Source organism: Sphaerisporangium sp. B11E5, from assembly GCF_039871875.1.
GTDB lineage: Bacteria > Actinomycetota > Actinomycetes > Streptosporangiales > Streptosporangiaceae > Sphaerisporangium.
Genome location: NZ_JBDPMD010000060.1, coordinates 1 through 16296 on the forward strand (window position 1 = coordinate 1; position 16296 = coordinate 16296).

Sequence of the window (16296 nt, forward strand, 5' to 3'; positions counted from 1 at the left end):
GAGGCCAGTACGGCGGCGGTGCTGACGGTGTACCCCGGGGGCGGGGTGTCGGTGGCGCGGGCGTGGCGGGGGAGGGTGGCGGCGGGGTCCAGTGGGAACGGGCCGGCGCTGCTGGGGCTCAAGGCGGGGTGGGAGGGGACGTTGACGGTGTCGTACGCGTTGCGGTTCGACGAGGACATGGCGCCGCGGCAGCTCAGTGTGGTGACCGAGACGCGGGCGGGGGACGTGCTGACGCAGACGACGCGCATCCTCGATCTGCGGCGGCCTCGGAACGCGGCGTTGCTGGAGGCGGCGTGGCCGGAGTTGCTGGTGAGCCCGTTCCCGGCGGTGGCGCACGGCGCGGGGATCTTCCTGACGTCGGCGTCGGCGGCGTTGTGGCGGCGGATGGAGACGGCGGGGACGACGGTGCGGGCCGTGTACGCGCTGACGGGGGACGATCGCGAGTACGCCCTGGCTTACGGGTTCTTCGGCGGTTCACTGCAGACCGGGACGCTGGACAGCAGACTCCAGTCGCTCCGCATCACGCGGGCGGGGGTGGTCGTCCCGCAGCAGTGCGTCGTGGTCCCGGCGCCGCCGCGTCCTCCTCTCAAGCACCCGGCGCGGCTTCTGGTCCTGCCGCCCGCCTGCCTCCCGCCGCCCGTCCCCGCGCCCGCCCCGTCTCCTGGAAGCCTCCCCACAGCGGACGGCACCCCTGGAGCGGTCCCTGGCCCGGGAGCGACGCCGGCCCCGGACGTGACCCTGGCCCCGGATGTGACGCCGAGCGGTGACGCCGCCACGGACCCCGCCACCGGGCAGGGCTGCGGTCAGGTGACCTCGCCGTCGCCGCAGGACTCCCCGACCCCCACGGACACGCCGACCCCCACGGACACCCCCACGCCGACGGACACCCCCACGCCGACGGACACCCCCACGCCGACGGACACCCCGACGCCGAGCCCGTCGGTCACGGACACCCCGGGCCCGGGGGTCACGACGGCCGGGCCCACCGTGCCGTCGCCGCTCCCGGCCTCCGGCTAGGCGTCGGGCAGCCGTTTCTCGAAAAGTGTGACCGGGTACCGGGAGCCCAGGGACAACGGTTGCTCGCCGACCTCGGTGTAGCCGGCGTCGATGTAGTACCGCCGCAGGCGGGGGTTGCCCGCGGCGCAGTCGAGGCGGGCCAGAGGTCTCCCCGATTCGGTGATGCGTCTCTCCGCGGCGGCGAGCAGGACCCGCCCCGAGCCCGGGGGAGCGGACGAGCGGTCGATCATGAGGCGGTGGATGTAGCCGGCGGACGGTGGCTGAGGGCCCCACGTCAGGGGGTCGTCCCACCACAGTTCCCAGGCACCGACCGGCACATCCTGCCCGGTGAGCGCCAGCCACACCTCCCCGAGCCGCATCCGCTCACGGAAGTGGTCCGCCCCCATGTCGCCGGGCCGCCACTGCGCGACCCCCCGGGCGGACTGCCAGCGCGCGGCCTGGTCGCGCAGGGCGACCAGCGCCTCGGCGTCCCCCTCACCGGCACGTCTGAACCACAACGACACGGCTCGGTACCTTACCGGGCGGGTGGTACCGGACGAACCAGTCGTGGCTGAAACGGAGAACGGGTCCCGCGGAATGACTCCGCGGGACCCGTTCCCGTCACGCCGGTCACTCCCGGGCCGGTGGCTCACCGGCCCGGGAGGTGACTCACTGGACGGTGATCTTGTCCACTTCCAGGGTGATGCCCTTCACCTGGTCCGTGGACGTGGCGGTGGTGACGGAGCCGACGCCGGTGGAGACGCCCTTCACCTTCATGGTGTAGGTGAGGGTGCCGCCGGGGGCGCCGGGGGTGCTGGTGACGCGGTAGTCCTCGACCGGCGGGCCGCTGATCTGGTCACCGGCCGAGCCCTCGGCGTTCTCGGCGCCGACGGTCAGGCCGTAGGCGGCGCCGGGGTCGCCGGGGAGGTTGCCCGGGTCGTAGGCGTAGGTGATGTCCTCGGCGCCGTTGACGCCGATCCACTGCTGGAAGACCTTCAGGTTGCTGGTGCCCCACAGGTTCACCCGCCACTCCAGGACGAGCCACGTGTCGACGCCGTCGGTCAGCGTCGCCGCGTAGATGCCGGGTGTCCCGGTGCCGTCCAGGTCGGTCCAGTACGCCGCGAGCGTGTTGTTCGGCGGCGTCGCGTCCGGCAGCGTCTGCGGGAGGTAGTCGACGTCCGCCGAGCTCGTCGTCCCGCCCACGACCGAGTAGCCGTTGGAGGTGACGCCGATCCGGTTGTACGTCTGGCCCGCGTACACGTAACCGGGGACGTTGAAGTTGAGCGCCTGCTCGTCCCCGATGGCCGCCGGGGTGATGCCGAACGCGTCCAGCGGCAGGTAGCCCGCCGGGCCGGTGCCAGGGTTGATCTCCGGCCGGTCCGGCTCGCGGCCGGGCAGGTCGGCGGTGACGGTCGCGATCTGCGTGCCGACCTTGGTGGCCCCGGTGACGCTGTTGAGGCGCAGCTTGCTGTCCAGGGTGGACAGCGCGGTCACCTTGGTGTCGTTCAGCGTGGAGTTCTGAACGGTGACGGTGCAGGTCGACTCACCGGTGTTCTTGGGGATGGTGGCCGGGGCGCAGGTCTGGTCGACCGGCACCACGCCCTCCTTCCGGAAGAACGCGACCGGCAGGTGCAGGTCGCGGCTGCCGCCGATCTGCTTGAGGTCCACCTGCCCGAAGTACTGCCCGTCGGGCAGTTCCGGCGCGGTGATCGCCACGGTGAGCTCGACGGTCTTGCCGGGCTTCACGGTGAACAGCGGAGGCAGCACCGTGACGTTGGCCCCGCTCGGCGCCTTGCCCGTGGCGGTGTAGGTGAGCGTCTTGTCGGTGACGTTCTTGACCTTGCGCTTGGCGGTGATGATGCCCGGCATGACCGGCGCGTTCACCGACGGCACGTTCAGGTCGATGCGGTTCAGCGGGTCGGCCGCCGAGGCCGCGTAGTTGGCGGCGGTCTCGTCCAGCGTCAGGCCGGGGTCGCCCGCCTTGGTGAGGTCGATGCGGCCGCCGCCGTGGTCGAACGGGTCGGCCGGGGTGACCCGGTCCTGCTTCTTGACGCCGGTGTTCTTGGCGGTGGTCTCCAGCGCCGACTTGACCTGGCCCGGCGTCCAGTCCGGGTGCAGGGCGAACAGCAGGGCGCCGGCGCCGGCGACGTGCGGCGCGGACATCGAGGTGCCCGCGATCGCCTGGTAGAGGTTCCCCGGCGGGCCTTCGACCGGGGACTCCGGCGTCGGGGTGGTGCCAGCGAGGATGTGCAGGCCCGGCGCGGTGACGTCCGGCTTGAGGAAGTCGCCGGCGGGGCCGCGCGAGGAGAACGAGGTGATGACGTCGCCCTGCCACGTCGTCTTGGTGCCCTGGGGGAACTTCGCGGTGGCGCCCGGGTTGGCGGCGAGGAAGTTCAGCAGGGTGGTGCTGTCCGGCTGGTCGATGTGCACCGTCGGCAGCCAGTGGTTGTCGGTCATGATGTCGAGCGGCGTGGAGTTGTACAGGATCATGCCGGCCGCGCCGCCCTGCTTGACCGAGAAGCCCTTCAGCACGCGGTTCGGGCCGCGCTGGCAGGCGACGATCTTGCCGGTGAACAGGCCGGGCGGTGCCGGGGTGAGGCACAGCGCGTCGTTGTACGGCGCCGCCGCGGCCGACACGATCGGCAGCGGCGAGGCGACGCCCGCGGTGATGGTGGCGCCGGACACGGTGGCCGTGGCGCCGCCGCTGCCGGCGAGCGTCACCGTGGAGCGGAACGTGCGGCTCTGGGTGGAGGCCGCGACGGTGGTGACCCACGGGCTGTGGTGGTCGGTGGTCGCCGCGCCGGGGCCGGAGTTGCCGGCGGAGGCCGAGACGAACACGCCGGCCGCGTAGGCGTCGAGGAACGCCAGCTCGACCGGGTCGCTGTAGGGGTCGCTGCCGCCGGAGATCGAGAAGTTGATCACCCGGACGCCGTCCAGGATGGCCCGGGCGACGGCCGCCGCGGAGTCGGACGGGAAGCAGCCCTCGGCGCCGCAGACCTTGTACACCGAGACCATCGCGGCCGGCGCGATGCCGGCGATGGGGCCGCGGTCGATGCCGAGCGGGTTGGCGTTGGCCACCGGCCCGCCCGCCGCGGTGCTCGCGGTGTGCGTGCCGTGGCCGTTGGAGTCACGTGCGCTGTCGGGGTACACCTCGCCGCCGAACACGGCGTTGTAGGTGTCGAGGAACGGCGCGCCGCCGATGAGCTTGCGGTTGCAGACGAAGACGTCGGCGGCCGGCGTCAGCGGGTTGTCGCCGAAGTCGCAGACGCGGGGCGTGCCGTCCTTGGTCGGCGGGACCGCGGGCAGGCCGCCCGGGTCGGCGAACGACGGGTGCTCGGGCCAGGCGCCGGAGTCCAAGCTGCCGAAGATGATGCCCTTGCCGGAGTTGGCCTTGCCGCCGAGCTTGCTGTAGATGGCGGGAGCGCCGATGAAGTCTCCGCTGGAGTCGGTGAGCGGCTTCTGGAGCTTGTCCTCCTGCACCGCGGCCACACCGGGCATCTTCAGCAGCTCGGCCGCCTTGTTGGCGGGCAGCCGCACCGCGACGCCGCCGAAGACGGTGCGCAGCTTCTGGCCCACCCGCGCGCCGGGCACCCGCTTGCCCAGCTCGCCGAGGAACTTGCTCTCGACGCCTTCGATGTACTTGGTGTACTCCTTGGCGGCGGTGCTCTTGAGGTCGAGGTTCTTGCCGGTCGCCTGGGGGCTGGTGGGTGCGAGGCCGTCCAGGCCGCCCTTGTATCCGGCGAGGGAGTCGTAGTCGAGCTTGACCACGACGTTCACCGGGTTGGCCGAGGTGGCCTTGAACAAAGCCGTGTCGCTCTTCGCGAGCTTGCCGCTCGGGGACTTGGCCCCCTGGACGACGTCGGCCACGCTGAGCGGGGTCGCCTTCCACTTGCTGGTCGAGGCGGTCGCGGGACCCGGGGTCGGTTCCGCGGACGCCGGTACGGCCGGGCTCATCACGCCGACGACCGCGAGACTCACGCCCACCGCCGCCACGCGGCGCGTTCGGGATAACAGGGTGGGCAAGGGCTTGCTTGGCACGACACCTCCTGGAGAGCCGCTGGGACTCGCCGCCGCCAGGGCATGGAGGAGTCGCGTCACCCGTCGACGGGCACAGGAGTGGACCCCGCCCTCCCCGTCGGGCGACACTGCGCCGAGCAGCCCTCTCCAAGGCGACCCGGCACGTGAGGGAGTCTAGATGCGATGCCACCTGCCGCCTAGATCAAGACAAGGACGGAACTGCGGCAATATGTGACTAAAAATGGACCCTTTCCGGTAAATCGGTGTCGTCGGCGCAGTTAGGAGAACGTTCCAAATCCGGAGGTGCGTACAATCGGCCGCGTGAAGCTGAAGCTCGATCTCCACGACATCTACAACAAGGGCGGCCAGATCGACCGCGCCCTCCACGGGATCATCCAGGAGGCCGTCCGGGTCAAGGCCACCGAGGTCGAGATCATCCCCGGCAAGGGCTCGGGCCAGTTGAAGAAGAAGGTCCTGCGCTTCCTGGACCAGAAGGAGATCAAGGCCCTGTACCACCGCATCGACAAGGACGCCAAGAACCACGGCCGCCTGTTCGTCTATTTCCGCTGGAAGTGACCACGGCGGCCGCTGCCGTCCAGAGGGCCCCGGTTAGGATTGTTGACAGTTTCTCGCCCCTAGCCGAGGAGACGTGCAGTGACCGTCACCCCCGAGATCGCCGAGATCACCTGTCAGGCCGAGCTGCGCGAGATGATCGGCGCCCCCGTCCCCCGTGCGGTCACCAAGGAGCGCGTCGCGCTGCACGAGCGCGACAAGGAATGGCTGTCGCTGTCCCCCTTCTGCCTCATCGCCACCGCCGCGGCCGACGGCACCTGTGACGTCTCCCCGAAGGGCGACCCGCCGGGCTTCACCCTGGTGCTCGACGACACCACCATCGCCATCCCGGACCGCCCCGGCAACCGCCGCGCGGACGGCTTCTTCAACATCCTGGAGAACCCGCACGTCGGGCTGATCTACCTGATCCCCGGCCGCACCGAGACCCTGCGCGTCAACGGCCGCGCGCGCCTGGTCCGCGACGCCCCGTTCTTCGACCGCATGATCGTGAAGAACCACCGTCCCCGCCTGGCGCTGGTCGTGGAGATCGAGCAGATCTTCTTCCACTGCGCCAAGGCGTTCATGCGTTCCGGCCTCTGGGCGCCCGAGACCTGGGAGCCCGACGCGCTGCCGTCCCACGCGCAGATCCTCAAGAGCCTGGCGCAGACCACGGAGTCGCTGGCCGAGCTGGAGCGCTACTACGGCCCCGACTACGCCAAGCAGCTCTACGCCCAGCCGGAGCGCCTGCCGCTGCCGGGCGACTGACCCGGGACACAAGGCGAGGAAGCGGTCGGCCGTGCGCAGCACCCGCCTCTGCGGTGCCGGCCGCTGCGCGGCACCCGCGGGTCGAAGGCGTTCAGGCGTTCGATCGCTTCCTCCTCCTTATGGTAACGCCCGGCCGGCCGGGCACACCGGGTCACCCCGCGGGGCCGGGGTCAGAACTTGGACCGCGTCCGGGTGTCCTCGGCGGCGGCGAGCACCTCCGTCAGGTCGGCGCCGGTGGCGGCGATGACGGCCGCGCTGACGGCGCCCTCGACGAACGGGACGTCGGCGACCACCACGGTGCCGGGTTCCTCCAGGACCCGGGCGGTGAGGACGGCGCTGCCGAGGTCGGGGATGAGCAGGACGCCGGCGCCGCGGTCCACGGCGCGGACGGCGGCGGCGATCTTGTCCACGCTGGTGCCGAGCCGGCCGTCGTCGGTGCCGCCCGCGGCGGCGAGCGGCACATCGGGGCCGCCGAACCGCGCGGCCATCGCCACCGCCGCGTCCGCCAGCTCCGCGCTGTGCGAGATCAGCACGATGCCGACCGTCATGCCGGGCCCGCCGGGCCTGAGCCGGCTCCTGGCGAGCCGGGGCCGCAGGCCGCGCGCAGGGCCGCCAGCAGCAGGGACGTCGAGGCGGCGCCGGGGTCCATGTGGCCCACGCTGCGTTCGCCGAGGTAGCTGGCTCTGCCCTTCCTGGCCCGCAGGGGGACGGTCGCCTTGGCACCCGCCTCGGCGGCGGACATCGCCGCGTCCAGTGCCGCCTCGGGACTCGCGCCGGCCCGTACGGCCTCGGTGAGGGCCCGCGCGGCGGGGGCCAGGGCGTCCACCATGGTCTTGTCGCCCTCGGCGGCGCCGCCGAGCCGGCGCACGCCGTCCACCCCGGCGGTCAGCGCCTCCGCCAGGTCGGCGAGGGAGACCTCGGGCGTGTCGGGCAGCGCGGCGCCCATGCGGCGCAGCGCGGTGCCGTACAGGGGGCCGGACGCGCCGCCGACCTTGCGGATCAGGGTGGTGCCCGCCGCGGTGAGCACCTCGCGGGGGGTGGCGGCGGCGGGCGGCGACTCGGTGACGGCGGTGAAGCCGCGGTCGAGGTTGGTGCCGTGGTCGGCGTCACCGATCGCGGCGTCCAGCCGGGTCAGCTCGTCGCGGGCGGCGGCGACGGCGTGGGCCGTCTCGGTCATCCAGGCGGCGAAGAAGCGGGCGTCCATGGGCGGTCAGCGGCCCCAGCGCAGCGCGGCGGTCTCCACCGGCGCGTCCCAGAGCCGTTTGAGGTCGTCGGTGAGCAGGCACGCCGTCACCGAGAAGCCCTGCATGTCCAGGCTGGTCACGTAGTTGCCGACCAGGCTGCGCTCGGGTGTGGCGCCCTTGCGCGCCAGGTACTCGGCGACCTCGCCGAACACGCCGTACAGCTCGATGAGCGGCGTGCCGCCCATGCCGTTCACCATCACCAGCACCTCGCCGGACAGCGGCATGTCCTCGTGCAGCGCGTCCATGGCGGTCCGCACCACCTCGCGCATCGGCGCGGCGGGCACGCGGCTGCGGCCGGGCTCGCCGTGGATGCCGATGCCGAGCTCGATCTCCGACTCGCCGAGGTCGAACGTCGGCTTGCCCGCCGCGGGCACCGTGCACGCCGCCAGCGCCACGCCGAACGACCGGCTGCGCGTGTTGACCTGGCCCGCGAGCCGGGCGACCTCGCCGAGCGACGCGCCCCACTCGGCGAGCGCGCCCGCGATCTTCTCCACGAACACCGTGGCGCCGGTGCCGCGCCGCCCGGCCGTGTACAGCGAGTCCTTGACGGCCACGTCGTCGTTGACGAGCACGGTGGCCACCTCGATGCCGTCCTCGGCGCACAGCTCGGCGGCCATCTCGAAGTTCAGCACGTCGCCGGTGTAGTTCTTCACGACGTGCAGCACCCCGGCGCCGCCGTCCGCCCGGTTGGTCGCCTCGATGATCTGGTCGGGCACCGGGGAGGTGAAGATCTCGCCGGGGCAGGCGGCGCCCAGCATGCCGTACCCCACGAACCCGGCGTGCAGCGGCTCGTGCCCCGAGCCGCCCCCGGACACCAGGCCCACCTTGCCGGGTGTGGCGCCCTGGCGGCGGTAGACGACCCTGGTGGCGAGGTCGACGCCGAGCAGGCGGGGGTGGGCCACGGCCAGCCCTGCCAGCGCGTCGGTGACGACGGCGTCCGCGTCGTTGATGAGCTTCTTCATGACCTCGCCTTCGGGGTGAGTGCTCCTTTCGGCCAATCTCTCCCCGTTCGCCGCGTCCCGCAAGCGCGGCGGGTGTCACCGTCCCCGGTGTCCGGAAGAGGGCGGATGCGGCCGCGGTGGGGCCGATGATGCCGGAGTGACACCGGATGGTGGCGGGAATCCCCCCGGCGCGGGAAGATCTGTGCGGGTCACCACGAAGCGGAGGCGGGCACATGTCGGTGTTGAGCGATCTCGTCCAGGGCATCCGGAGCGGCGCGATCGAGGTGATCGACCTCACGGCGCCGTTGAGCGAGGCGACGCCGATCCTGAGGCTGCCCGAGCCGTTCGGCAACACCGTGCCGTTCCGGCTCACCGAGATCAGCCGGTACGACGACCGCGGCCCGGCGTGGTACTGGAACGACATCACCACCGGCGAGCACACCGGCACCCACTTCGACGCGCCGGTCCACTGGGTGACCGGCCGGGACGGCGAGGACGTCTCCCAGGTGCCGCCCGCCCGCCTCGTCGCCCCCGCGGTCGTGCTGGACCACGCCGCCGAGGCCGCGGCCGACCCTGACTTCCTTCTCCAGATCGAGCACGTCAAGGAGTGGGAGAGCACCCACGGGCCGCTGCCCGAGGGCGGCTGGCTGCTGTACCGCACCGGCTGGGACACCCGGGCGCACGACCAGGCCGAGTTCCTCAACGCCGACGCGACCGGGCCGCACACGCCTGGCGTGTCGGTGGAGTGCGCCAGGTGGCTGGCGGAGGAGACGCCGATCGCGGGGCTCGGCGTGGAGACGGTCGGCACCGACGCCGGGACCGCCCACTCGTTCGACCCGGCGTTCCCGTGCCACTCGTTCCTGCTCGGCGCGGGCAAGTACGGCCTGACCCAGTTGCGCAACCTCGACCGGCTGCCGGTCACGGGCGCCGTCGTGGTGGCGCCGCCGCTGCCCATCGTGGGCGGCTCGGGCAGCCCGGTCCGGGTGCTCGCGCTCGTCGAGCGATGATCGTCGCACGTGCCGTGGGGGCCGCCCTCGCCGGCCTGGGCGTCCGCACGGTGTTCGGCCTGGTCGGCAGCGGCAACTTCCACGTCACCGGCGCCCTCGCCGAGCACGGCGCCAGGTTCGTCGCCGCCCGGCACGAGGGCGGCGCCGCCACCATGGCCGACGCCTACGCCCGGCTGAGCGGCGAGGTCGGCGTGCTCACCGTCCACCAGGGCCCCGGCCTGACCAACGCGCTGACCGGCATCACCGAGGCCGCCAAGAGCCGCACCCCTCTGCTGGTGCTGGCCGCCGAGGCGGACGAGCCCCGCTCCAACTTCCACATCGCCCAGAGCGCCCTCGCCGAGGCGGTCGGCGCGATCCCCGCCCGCCTGGAGTCCGCCGGGACGGCCGTCGCCGACGCCATCCACGCCTACCGCCTGGCCGCCCGCGAACGCCGCACCGTCCTGCTGAACCTCCCCCTCGCCCTGCAAGGCAGGGAAGCCGGGGACCGGCCCGGCGCGACGGCAGCGGCCCTGTCCGGGGTGTCCGGTGTCCGGGAAGCGGCCCTGTCCGGAGTGCCCGGCGGCGCGCTTGGGCCATCCACCGTGCCGGACATATCCGGCATGGCAGGTATGCCTGCTGCTCCCGAACCGTCCGCCGCGTCCGTGCGGGCGCTGGCGGAGGTGCTGGCGGGGGCGCGGCGGCCGGTGTTCATCGCGGGGCGGGGGGCGCGGTGGGCCAGGAGGGAGATCGAGGCGCTGGCGGACCGCGCGGGTGCGCTGCTGGCCACCTCGGCGGTGGCCCGCGGCCTGTTCAACGGGTCGCCGTGGAACCTCGACGTCAGCGGCGGCTTCGCCTCACCGCTCGCCGCCGAGCTGATCCGCGGCGCTGACGTCGTGGTCTCCTTCGGCTGCGCGCTGAACATGTGGACCACCCGGCACGGCGCCCTCATCGGCCCGTCCGCCACGGTCGTCCAGGTCGACCTGGACCCCGCGGCCATCGGCGCCCATCGGCGCGCCGACCTCGCCGTGACCGGCGACGCCGCCGCGACCGCCCGTGCCGTCGCCGCCCTGCTGGGGGAGACCCCGCGATGGCGCACTCCCGAGCTCGCCGGGCGCATCGCCAGGGAGGTGGCCTGGCGCGACGTGCCGTACACCGACACCACCGGCGGTGGCCGCATCGACCCGCGCACGCTGTCCATCGCCCTGGACGACCTGCTGCCCGCCGAGCGGGTGCTCGCCGTGGACTCGGGCAACTTCATGGGCTACCCGTCGACGTTCCTGTCCGTCCCCGACGAGAACGGCTTCTGCTTCACCCAGGCCTTCCAGTCGATCGGCCTCGGCCTCGCCACCGCGATCGGCGCCGCGCTGGCCCGCCCGGACCGCCTGCCCGTCGCTGCCCTCGGCGACGGCGGCGCGCTGATGGGCATGGCGGACCTCGAGACGGTCGTCCGCCTCGGCCTGCCCATGGTGATCGTGGTCTACGACGACGAGGCCTACGGCGCCGAGGTCCACCACTTCGGCCCGCACGGCCACCCCCTGGACCAGGTCCGCTTCCCGCCCACCGACTTCGCCGCCATCGCCCGCGGCTTCGGCTGCGACGCCGTGACCGTGACCCACCCCGGCGACCTCGGTCCGGTGTCCGCCTGGCTGGCCGGCCCGCGCGACCGCCCCCTCCTGGTCCACGGCAAGATCACCGCCGACCGCGGCTCCTGGTGGCTGGAGGAGGCCTTCCGCGGGCACTGAGGACGCCGGGCTTACAGCGGGATGTCGCCCCGGTAGGGCCCGGTGACCGGCTTGAGGGCGAAGGTCTCCTTGATGGCGCGTGGGCTGGTCCACCGGATCAGGTTGTAGATCGATCCGGCCTTGTCGTTAGTGCCCGAGGCCCGGCCGCCGCCGAACGGCTGCTGTCCGACCACCGCGCCGGTCGGCTTGTCGTTGACGTAGAAGTTGCCCGCGGCGAAGCGCAGCCGCTCGGACGCCGTCTCGATGGCGTACCGGTCGCGGGCGACGACCGAACCGGTCAGCGCGTACGGCGACACGCTCTCCATCTGGTCAAGCATGGCCTCGAAGCGGTCGTCGTCGTACACGTGCACCGCGAGCACCGGCCCGAAGTACTCCTTGACGAAGATCTCGTCGGCGGGGTCGGTGCCGGTCAGCACCGTGGGCCGCACGAAGTAGCCCGTGGAGTCGTCGTAGGACCCGGTGAGCACCTCGACCGAGGCGGTGGCCCTGGCCCGGTCGATGGCCGCCTTGTTCTTGGCGAACGCCCGCGCGTCGATCACCGCGCCCATGAACATGGACAGGTCGGCCGCCACGTCGCCCACGCTCAGCGACTCGGCGGTGCCCACCAGTTCGTCCTTGATCCGCCCCCACAGCGACCGCGGGACGTACGCACGGGACGCCGCCGAGCACTTCTGGCCCTGGTACTCGAACGCGCCCCGCACCAGCGACGGGACCAGCACGGCCGGGTCGGCCGAGGAGTGGGCGACCACGAAGTCCTTGCCGCCGGTCTCGCCGACCAGCCGCGGGTAGCTCCGGTACCGGGCGATGTTGGCGCCGACCGTGCCCCACAGGTGCTGGAACGTCGGCGTGGACCCGGTGAAGTGCACCCCCGCGAGGTCGGGGTGGGTCAGCGCGGCCTCCGACACCCCGGCGCCGTTGCCGGTCACCATGTTGATGACGCCCGGCGGCAGCCCGGCCTCCTCCAGCAGCCGCATCGTGTGGTGCGCGGCGAACTGCTGCGTCGGGGACGGCTTCCACACCACGACGTTGCCCATCAGCGCGGCGGACGCCGGGAGGTTGGCGGCGATGGCCGTGAAGTTGAACGGCGTGATCGCCAGCACGAAGCCCTCAAGGGGGCGGTACTCCATGCGGTTCCACACGCCGGGCGACGAGATCGGCTGCTCGGCGAGGACGCGCCGGGCGAACGCCACGTTGAACCGCAGGAAGTCGATCAGCTCGCAGGCCGCGTCGATCTCCGCCTGCTGGGTCGACTTGGACTGCCCGAGGATGGTGGCGGCGTTCAGCGTCGCCCGCCACGGCCCGGACAGCAGGTCGGCGGCCCGCAGGAAGATCGCGGCGCGCTCGTCGAACGGCAGCGCCCGCCACGAAGGGGCCGCCGCCAGCGCCGCGTCGATCGCGGCCCGCACGTCGCCGGCCGAGGCGTCGCCGGTGCGGCCGAGCACGTGGGCGTGGTTGTGCGGCTGCACGACGTCGATCAGCGGGCCGGACGCCATGCGCCGCTCCCCGCCGATGGTCATGGTCAGCTCGGCGGGCCCGCCGCCGGACAGCTCCTTGACGCGGCTCTCCAGGGCGGCCCGCTCGGCGCTGCCGGGGGCGTAACCGCGCACCGGCTCGTTGGCCGGGACCGGGACGTTGCTTACGGCATCCATGGCAGACCTCACTTGGACGGACATCACTTGGAGCGGAGGGAACGCAGGAAGAAGGCGACGTTGGCCGGGCGTTCGGCCAGGCGGCGCATGAAGTAGCCGTACCAGTCGTCGCCGTAGGGCACGTACACGCGGACGGTGGACCCGGCGCGGGCCAGGGCCTGCTGCTTGTCGGTCCTGATGCCGTACAGCATCTGGTACTCGAAGGTGTCGCGGCCCCGCCCGGTGCGGTCGGCGAGCATCTCGGTGACGCCGATCAGCCGGTCGTCGTGCGTGGCGATCATCGGGTACCCCGCGCCCTCCATGAGGACCCGCAGGCACCGGGCGTACGCCTTGTCCACCTCGTGCTTGCGGCGGAAGGCCACGCTCGCGGGCTCGGCGTAGGCGCCTTTCACCAGCCGCACCCGCGAACCCTCGTGCGAAAGGTCGCGCAGGTCGCCCTCGCTGCGCCGCAGGCACGCCTGCACGGCCACGCCGGTGGCGGGGAAGTCCTCCCGCAGGGCCCGCAGCACCGACAGCGTGGAGTCGACGGTGGTGTGGTCCTCCATGTCCAGGGTCACGGTGGTGCCGGCGTCCCGCGCGGCGGCGCAGATCTCCCTGGCGTGATCCAGCGCCATCGCCTGGTCCAGCACCTGCCCGACCGCCGACAACTTCACCGACACCTCGGCCCGCGTGCCGAGCCCGAGCGGCCGCAGCGCGTCCAGCACCGTGATGTACGCCTTGACCGCCTCGGCGGCGGCCCGGGCGTCCCGGGTCTCCTCGCCCAGATGGTCCAGCGTGACCGTGAGTCCGGCCCTGGTGAGCCGCCGGACCGCCGCCAGCGCGTCCCCGGCGTCCTCACCGGCCACGAACCGGTCCACCACCCGCCGGGTGACCGGGAAGCCGGAGACCGCGCGGCGGGCCAGCGGGCTGCGCGACGCCGCGAGAAATACCTGACCGAGCATGCTCACCAGCCTAAATCCGCAGTTCAACGGCATCCATCGACAGACGCCACGCTCAACGGCTACCCGGTTCATACAGATGTATGACAATTGAACCGTGGACCTGCAGGAACTCGTGGAGGACGTCGCGCGCGTCCTCGGTGCCCCGGCGACGCTGGAGGACCGGGCCTTCCAGTTGCTGGCGTACGCCGCGCACAGCGGGGACATCGAGGGGGAGATCGACACGGTGCGGCGGGACTCGATCCTGCGGCGGCGGGCCTCCGACGAGGTGCGGGCCTACTTCGAGGGGTACGGCATCGCGGCGGCCGCCGGTCCGGTGCGCATCCCCGCCGACCGGGGGCTCGGGGTGCTGGCGCGGGTCTGCGTGCCGCTGCGGCACGGCGGGGTGACGTACGGGTACCTGTGGCTGCTGGACCCCGGGGAGCTTTCCGACGAGCGGCTGGCGCGGGCCGCGCCGCTGGTGGAGCGGGCCGCGGCGGCGCTGGCCCGGGAGGCGCGCAGCCGGCAGGACCTCGGGGAGCGGCTGCGCGACCTGCTGTCGGCCGACCCCGAGGTGCGGGCCGCGTCCGGTCTCGACCTCGTGCCTCCGGTGGCGGCGATCGCGGTGCACAGTGCCTACGGGCGGGTGGTGCCGCTGTGGACGCTGCCGCGCGGCGTGCTCGCCGACCCCGGTGACCCGCTCACCGCGGTGCTCGCCCCCGCCGGGCAGGCCCGCGCGGTCGCCGAGACCGTCCAGGCGATGTACGGCACGGCCGCCGGGGTCGGCGCGCCCCGCGACGACCAGAACGAGGTGTGGCGGAGCTGGCGCGAGGCCACGCTCGCGCTGCGCGCCGCCCAGCGGGTGCCCGCGTTCGCGCCGGTCGCCGAGTGGGCCGCGCTCGGCGCGCACCGCCTGCTGGTGCGGCTGTCGCCCGCCGAGCTCACCGAGCTGGCCGGCGCCGCCGAGCCGCTGGACGCCGAGCTGGCCCGCACCGTCGAGAAGTACCTCGACCACGGCGGCCGGGCCAGGGAGACGGCCGAGGCCCTCGCCGTGCACCGCCAGACGCTCTACTACCGCCTCGCCAAGGCCGGCCGCCTCACCGGCCTCGACCTCGCCAACGGCGAGGACCGGCTCACGCTCCACCTCGCGCTGAAGGCCGCGACCCTGCTCGGCGGACCCGGCCGGACCTGACCCGGCCGGACCTGACCCGGGCGGCCCGGTGCCGCGGTCGCCCGAGTGCCTGTCCGTGCCCCGGGCCGGTCAGCTCAGCGCCGAGCCACCGCCTCCCGCGCCGCCCGGGGCGCGGAAGACCCGCACCCAGTCGACCCACATGGACACCGTCTTCGGGGTGGAGGCGTTGCGGCACGGCGACCACTCGTTGCACACCACGTCGTTCTGCAGGGTGAGCTGCATCGGCTGCTCGGGGACCAGCGGCCCGGTGTACTCCCACACCTGGCGGCCGTCCAGCCAGAACACCAGCCGCCCCGGCAGCCAGTCGAGGGCCACGGTGTGCCACTTGGTGAAGTCGGCCCGCATCAGGCTCTGTGCCTGCGGCGCCTCGCCCCGGTGGACGTAGAGGCCGCTGGTCTGCCGGGTCGGGTCGATGACCTCCGCGAAGTTGACCTCGGCGTAGCCGTCGGCGTCGTCGCTCGCCCACAGCAGCGCGACCAGCGAGTACCCGGCGCCGGCCTCGCCGCGGAAGCGGACCTCGTAGCGGCCGTAGGTCTGGCTCAGCGTGTTGGCGACGCCGCCGGACAGGTCCTTGCCGCCGTAGAAGCCGCCGATCATGTGCAGCGTGCCGTCGTGCACGGAGGTGGCCTGCGAGGTGCGCGGGTTCACCCGGGCGTCGGGGGAGTGGTACACCTCCCAGCGGCTCCGGTCGATCTGGGTGCCGTCGAAGTTCTCCACGAAGACCGGGTCGCCCCACTTGGGGTCGGTGCGCTCCGGCGTGCCGCCGGACGGTGGGGCGGACGGCGCCGGGGGAGCGGACGGACCGGGCGACGGCGGGCGGGGCGCGGGGGACACCGGACGTCCCGTGGGGGTGGGCCACCGGTCGGGGCCCCCGGTCAGCGGCGGCGAGCCGGGGACCCAGCCGCCCACGGGGGGCGGCGGCTTGTCGGGCGCGGCGGGGGTGTCGCGGCTCCCGGCCGGGGGCCGCTCCCCGGGGCCGCCGTACACGGGGGGCGCGTGCGGCGGGTACGTCGGCGGCGCCGCCTCCTTGGCGTGCGACCGGTCGGCGGGGCGGCCGGGATCGCGCCCGTCGGCCCAAGGGCTGGGGCACAGGCTCAGTGTCGTCGCCGCCGCGGCGATCAGGTGTGCGCTACGAAACGCCATGCGCCCATGAAAGCAAGTGACGCGTCCCGATCACAGAGTTATCACCATTCGGTGTTCCGCCCCGCGATGAATTCGTATGACCGCTTTCGGCCCCTGACAGGAAAACCGCTGTTCACCCGGTGGCCGATCGCACAGCTTCACGTATTCCGTCG

13 protein-coding genes and 1 pseudogene are annotated in these 16296 nt (G+C 73.2%); 6 read left to right on the plus strand and 8 right to left on the minus strand.

Features of this window, described 5'->3' with window-relative positions; all coding sequences use genetic code 11:
* Positions 1-1017 (plus strand): annotated as a pseudogene (locus tag ABGB17_RS34155) (hypothetical protein); the annotation flags it as partial.
* On the opposite strand, the gene ABGB17_RS34160 reads toward ABGB17_RS34155, so the two are convergent.
* Together ABGB17_RS34160 and ABGB17_RS34165 are read right to left on the minus strand one after the other, a co-directional pair.
* Complete coding sequence (locus ABGB17_RS34160) at positions 1014-1520, minus strand: GNAT family N-acetyltransferase (protein ID WP_347637601.1); 507 nt, start codon at positions 1518-1520, stop codon at positions 1014-1016. The pseudogene ABGB17_RS34155 and the gene ABGB17_RS34160 overlap by 4 nt on opposite strands.
* Positions 1521-1665: 145 nt before the next feature.
* Positions 1666-4974: a S8 family serine peptidase gene (locus ABGB17_RS34165; RefSeq protein WP_347637603.1), complete on the minus strand. Its 3309-nt coding sequence runs from the start codon at positions 4972-4974 to the stop codon at positions 1666-1668.
* Between the two features lie 360 nt (positions 4975-5334).
* On the opposite strand from ABGB17_RS34165, the gene ABGB17_RS34170 reads away from it, so the two are divergent.
* Complete coding sequence (locus tag ABGB17_RS34170; RefSeq protein ID WP_347637605.1) at positions 5335-5589, plus strand: Smr/MutS family protein; 255 nt, start codon at positions 5335-5337, stop codon at positions 5587-5589.
* 132 nt (positions 5590-5721) lie between these two features.
* Entirely contained in the window at positions 5722-6330 is a 609-nt protein-coding gene (locus tag ABGB17_RS34175; protein WP_347637689.1) for a pyridoxamine 5'-phosphate oxidase family protein, read from the plus strand.
* A gap of 170 nt (positions 6331-6500) precedes the next feature.
* On the opposite strand, the gene dhaM is transcribed toward ABGB17_RS34175, so the two are convergent.
* The 3 genes from dhaM to dhaK are packed head-to-tail and all read right to left on the minus strand — an operon-like array spanning position 6501 to position 8536.
* On the minus strand, positions 6501-6878 hold the full coding sequence (dhaM, locus tag ABGB17_RS34180; protein ID WP_347637607.1) for a dihydroxyacetone kinase phosphoryl donor subunit DhaM: 378 nt from the start codon (positions 6876-6878) through the stop codon (positions 6501-6503).
* On the minus strand, positions 6875-7534 hold the full coding sequence (dhaL, locus tag ABGB17_RS34185; protein WP_347637609.1) for a dihydroxyacetone kinase subunit DhaL: 660 nt from the start codon (positions 7532-7534) through the stop codon (positions 6875-6877). The genes dhaM and dhaL overlap by 4 nt, the downstream gene beginning before the upstream one ends.
* Positions 7535-7540: 6 nt before the next feature.
* A complete protein-coding gene (gene dhaK / locus ABGB17_RS34190) occupies positions 7541-8536 on the minus strand; it encodes a dihydroxyacetone kinase subunit DhaK (protein ID WP_347637611.1) in 996 nt (331 codons plus the stop codon).
* Between the two features lie 212 nt (positions 8537-8748).
* Between dhaK and ABGB17_RS34195 the strand changes: the two genes are divergently transcribed.
* Both ABGB17_RS34195 and ABGB17_RS34200 read left to right on the plus strand, forming a co-directional pair.
* Positions 8749-9522 (plus strand): cyclase family protein, encoded by a 774-nt coding sequence (locus ABGB17_RS34195; RefSeq protein WP_347637613.1) that lies wholly within the window; start codon positions 8749-8751, stop codon positions 9520-9522.
* Entirely contained in the window at positions 9519-11243 is a 1725-nt protein-coding gene (locus ABGB17_RS34200; RefSeq protein ID WP_347637615.1) for a thiamine pyrophosphate-binding protein, read from the plus strand. The genes ABGB17_RS34195 and ABGB17_RS34200 overlap by 4 nt, the downstream gene beginning before the upstream one ends.
* Positions 11244-11254: 11 nt before the next feature.
* Here ABGB17_RS34200 and pruA read toward each other — a convergent pair whose 3' ends face one another.
* Together pruA and ABGB17_RS34210 are read right to left on the minus strand one after the other, a co-directional pair.
* Positions 11255-12892, minus strand: coding sequence for an L-glutamate gamma-semialdehyde dehydrogenase (pruA, locus tag ABGB17_RS34205; protein WP_347637617.1), 1638 nt, complete (start codon positions 12890-12892; stop codon positions 11255-11257).
* 23 nt (positions 12893-12915) lie between these two features.
* Positions 12916-13833: a proline dehydrogenase family protein gene (locus ABGB17_RS34210; protein ID WP_347637619.1), complete on the minus strand. Its 918-nt coding sequence runs from the start codon at positions 13831-13833 to the stop codon at positions 12916-12918.
* Between the two features lie 94 nt (positions 13834-13927).
* Between ABGB17_RS34210 and ABGB17_RS34215 the strand changes: the two genes are divergently transcribed.
* A complete protein-coding gene (locus ABGB17_RS34215; protein WP_347637621.1) occupies positions 13928-15001 on the plus strand; it encodes a helix-turn-helix domain-containing protein in 1074 nt (357 codons plus the stop codon).
* A gap of 69 nt (positions 15002-15070) precedes the next feature.
* On the opposite strand, the gene ABGB17_RS34220 is transcribed toward ABGB17_RS34215, so the two are convergent.
* Positions 15071-16144, minus strand: a complete 1074-nt coding sequence (locus ABGB17_RS34220; RefSeq protein WP_347637623.1) for a glycoside hydrolase family 16 protein — start codon at positions 16142-16144, stop codon at positions 15071-15073.
* Positions 16145-16296 lie beyond the last annotated feature (152 nt).

Coding starts and splice junctions, on each gene's coding strand:
- ABGB17_RS34210 (WP_347637619.1), bottom strand. CDS start 13,833: ATGCTCGGTCAGGTATTTCTCGCGGCGTCGCGCAGCCCGCTGGCCCGC.
- dhaL (WP_347637609.1), bottom strand. CDS start 7,534: ATGGACGCCCGCTTCTTCGCCGCCTGGATGACCGAGACGGCCCACGCC.
- dhaM (WP_347637607.1), bottom strand. CDS start 6,878: ATGACGGTCGGCATCGTGCTGATCTCGCACAGCGCGGAGCTGGCGGAC.
- dhaK (WP_347637611.1), bottom strand. CDS start 8,536: ATGAAGAAGCTCATCAACGACGCGGACGCCGTCGTCACCGACGCGCTG.
- ABGB17_RS34195 (WP_347637613.1), top strand. CDS start 8,749: ATGTCGGTGTTGAGCGATCTCGTCCAGGGCATCCGGAGCGGCGCGATC.
- ABGB17_RS34175 (WP_347637689.1), top strand. CDS start 5,722: ATGATCGGCGCCCCCGTCCCCCGTGCGGTCACCAAGGAGCGCGTCGCG.
- ABGB17_RS34200 (WP_347637615.1), top strand. CDS start 9,519: ATGATCGTCGCACGTGCCGTGGGGGCCGCCCTCGCCGGCCTGGGCGTC.
- ABGB17_RS34220 (WP_347637623.1), bottom strand. CDS start 16,144: ATGGCGTTTCGTAGCGCACACCTGATCGCCGCGGCGGCGACGACACTG.
- pruA (WP_347637617.1), bottom strand. CDS start 12,892: ATGGATGCCGTAAGCAACGTCCCGGTCCCGGCCAACGAGCCGGTGCGC.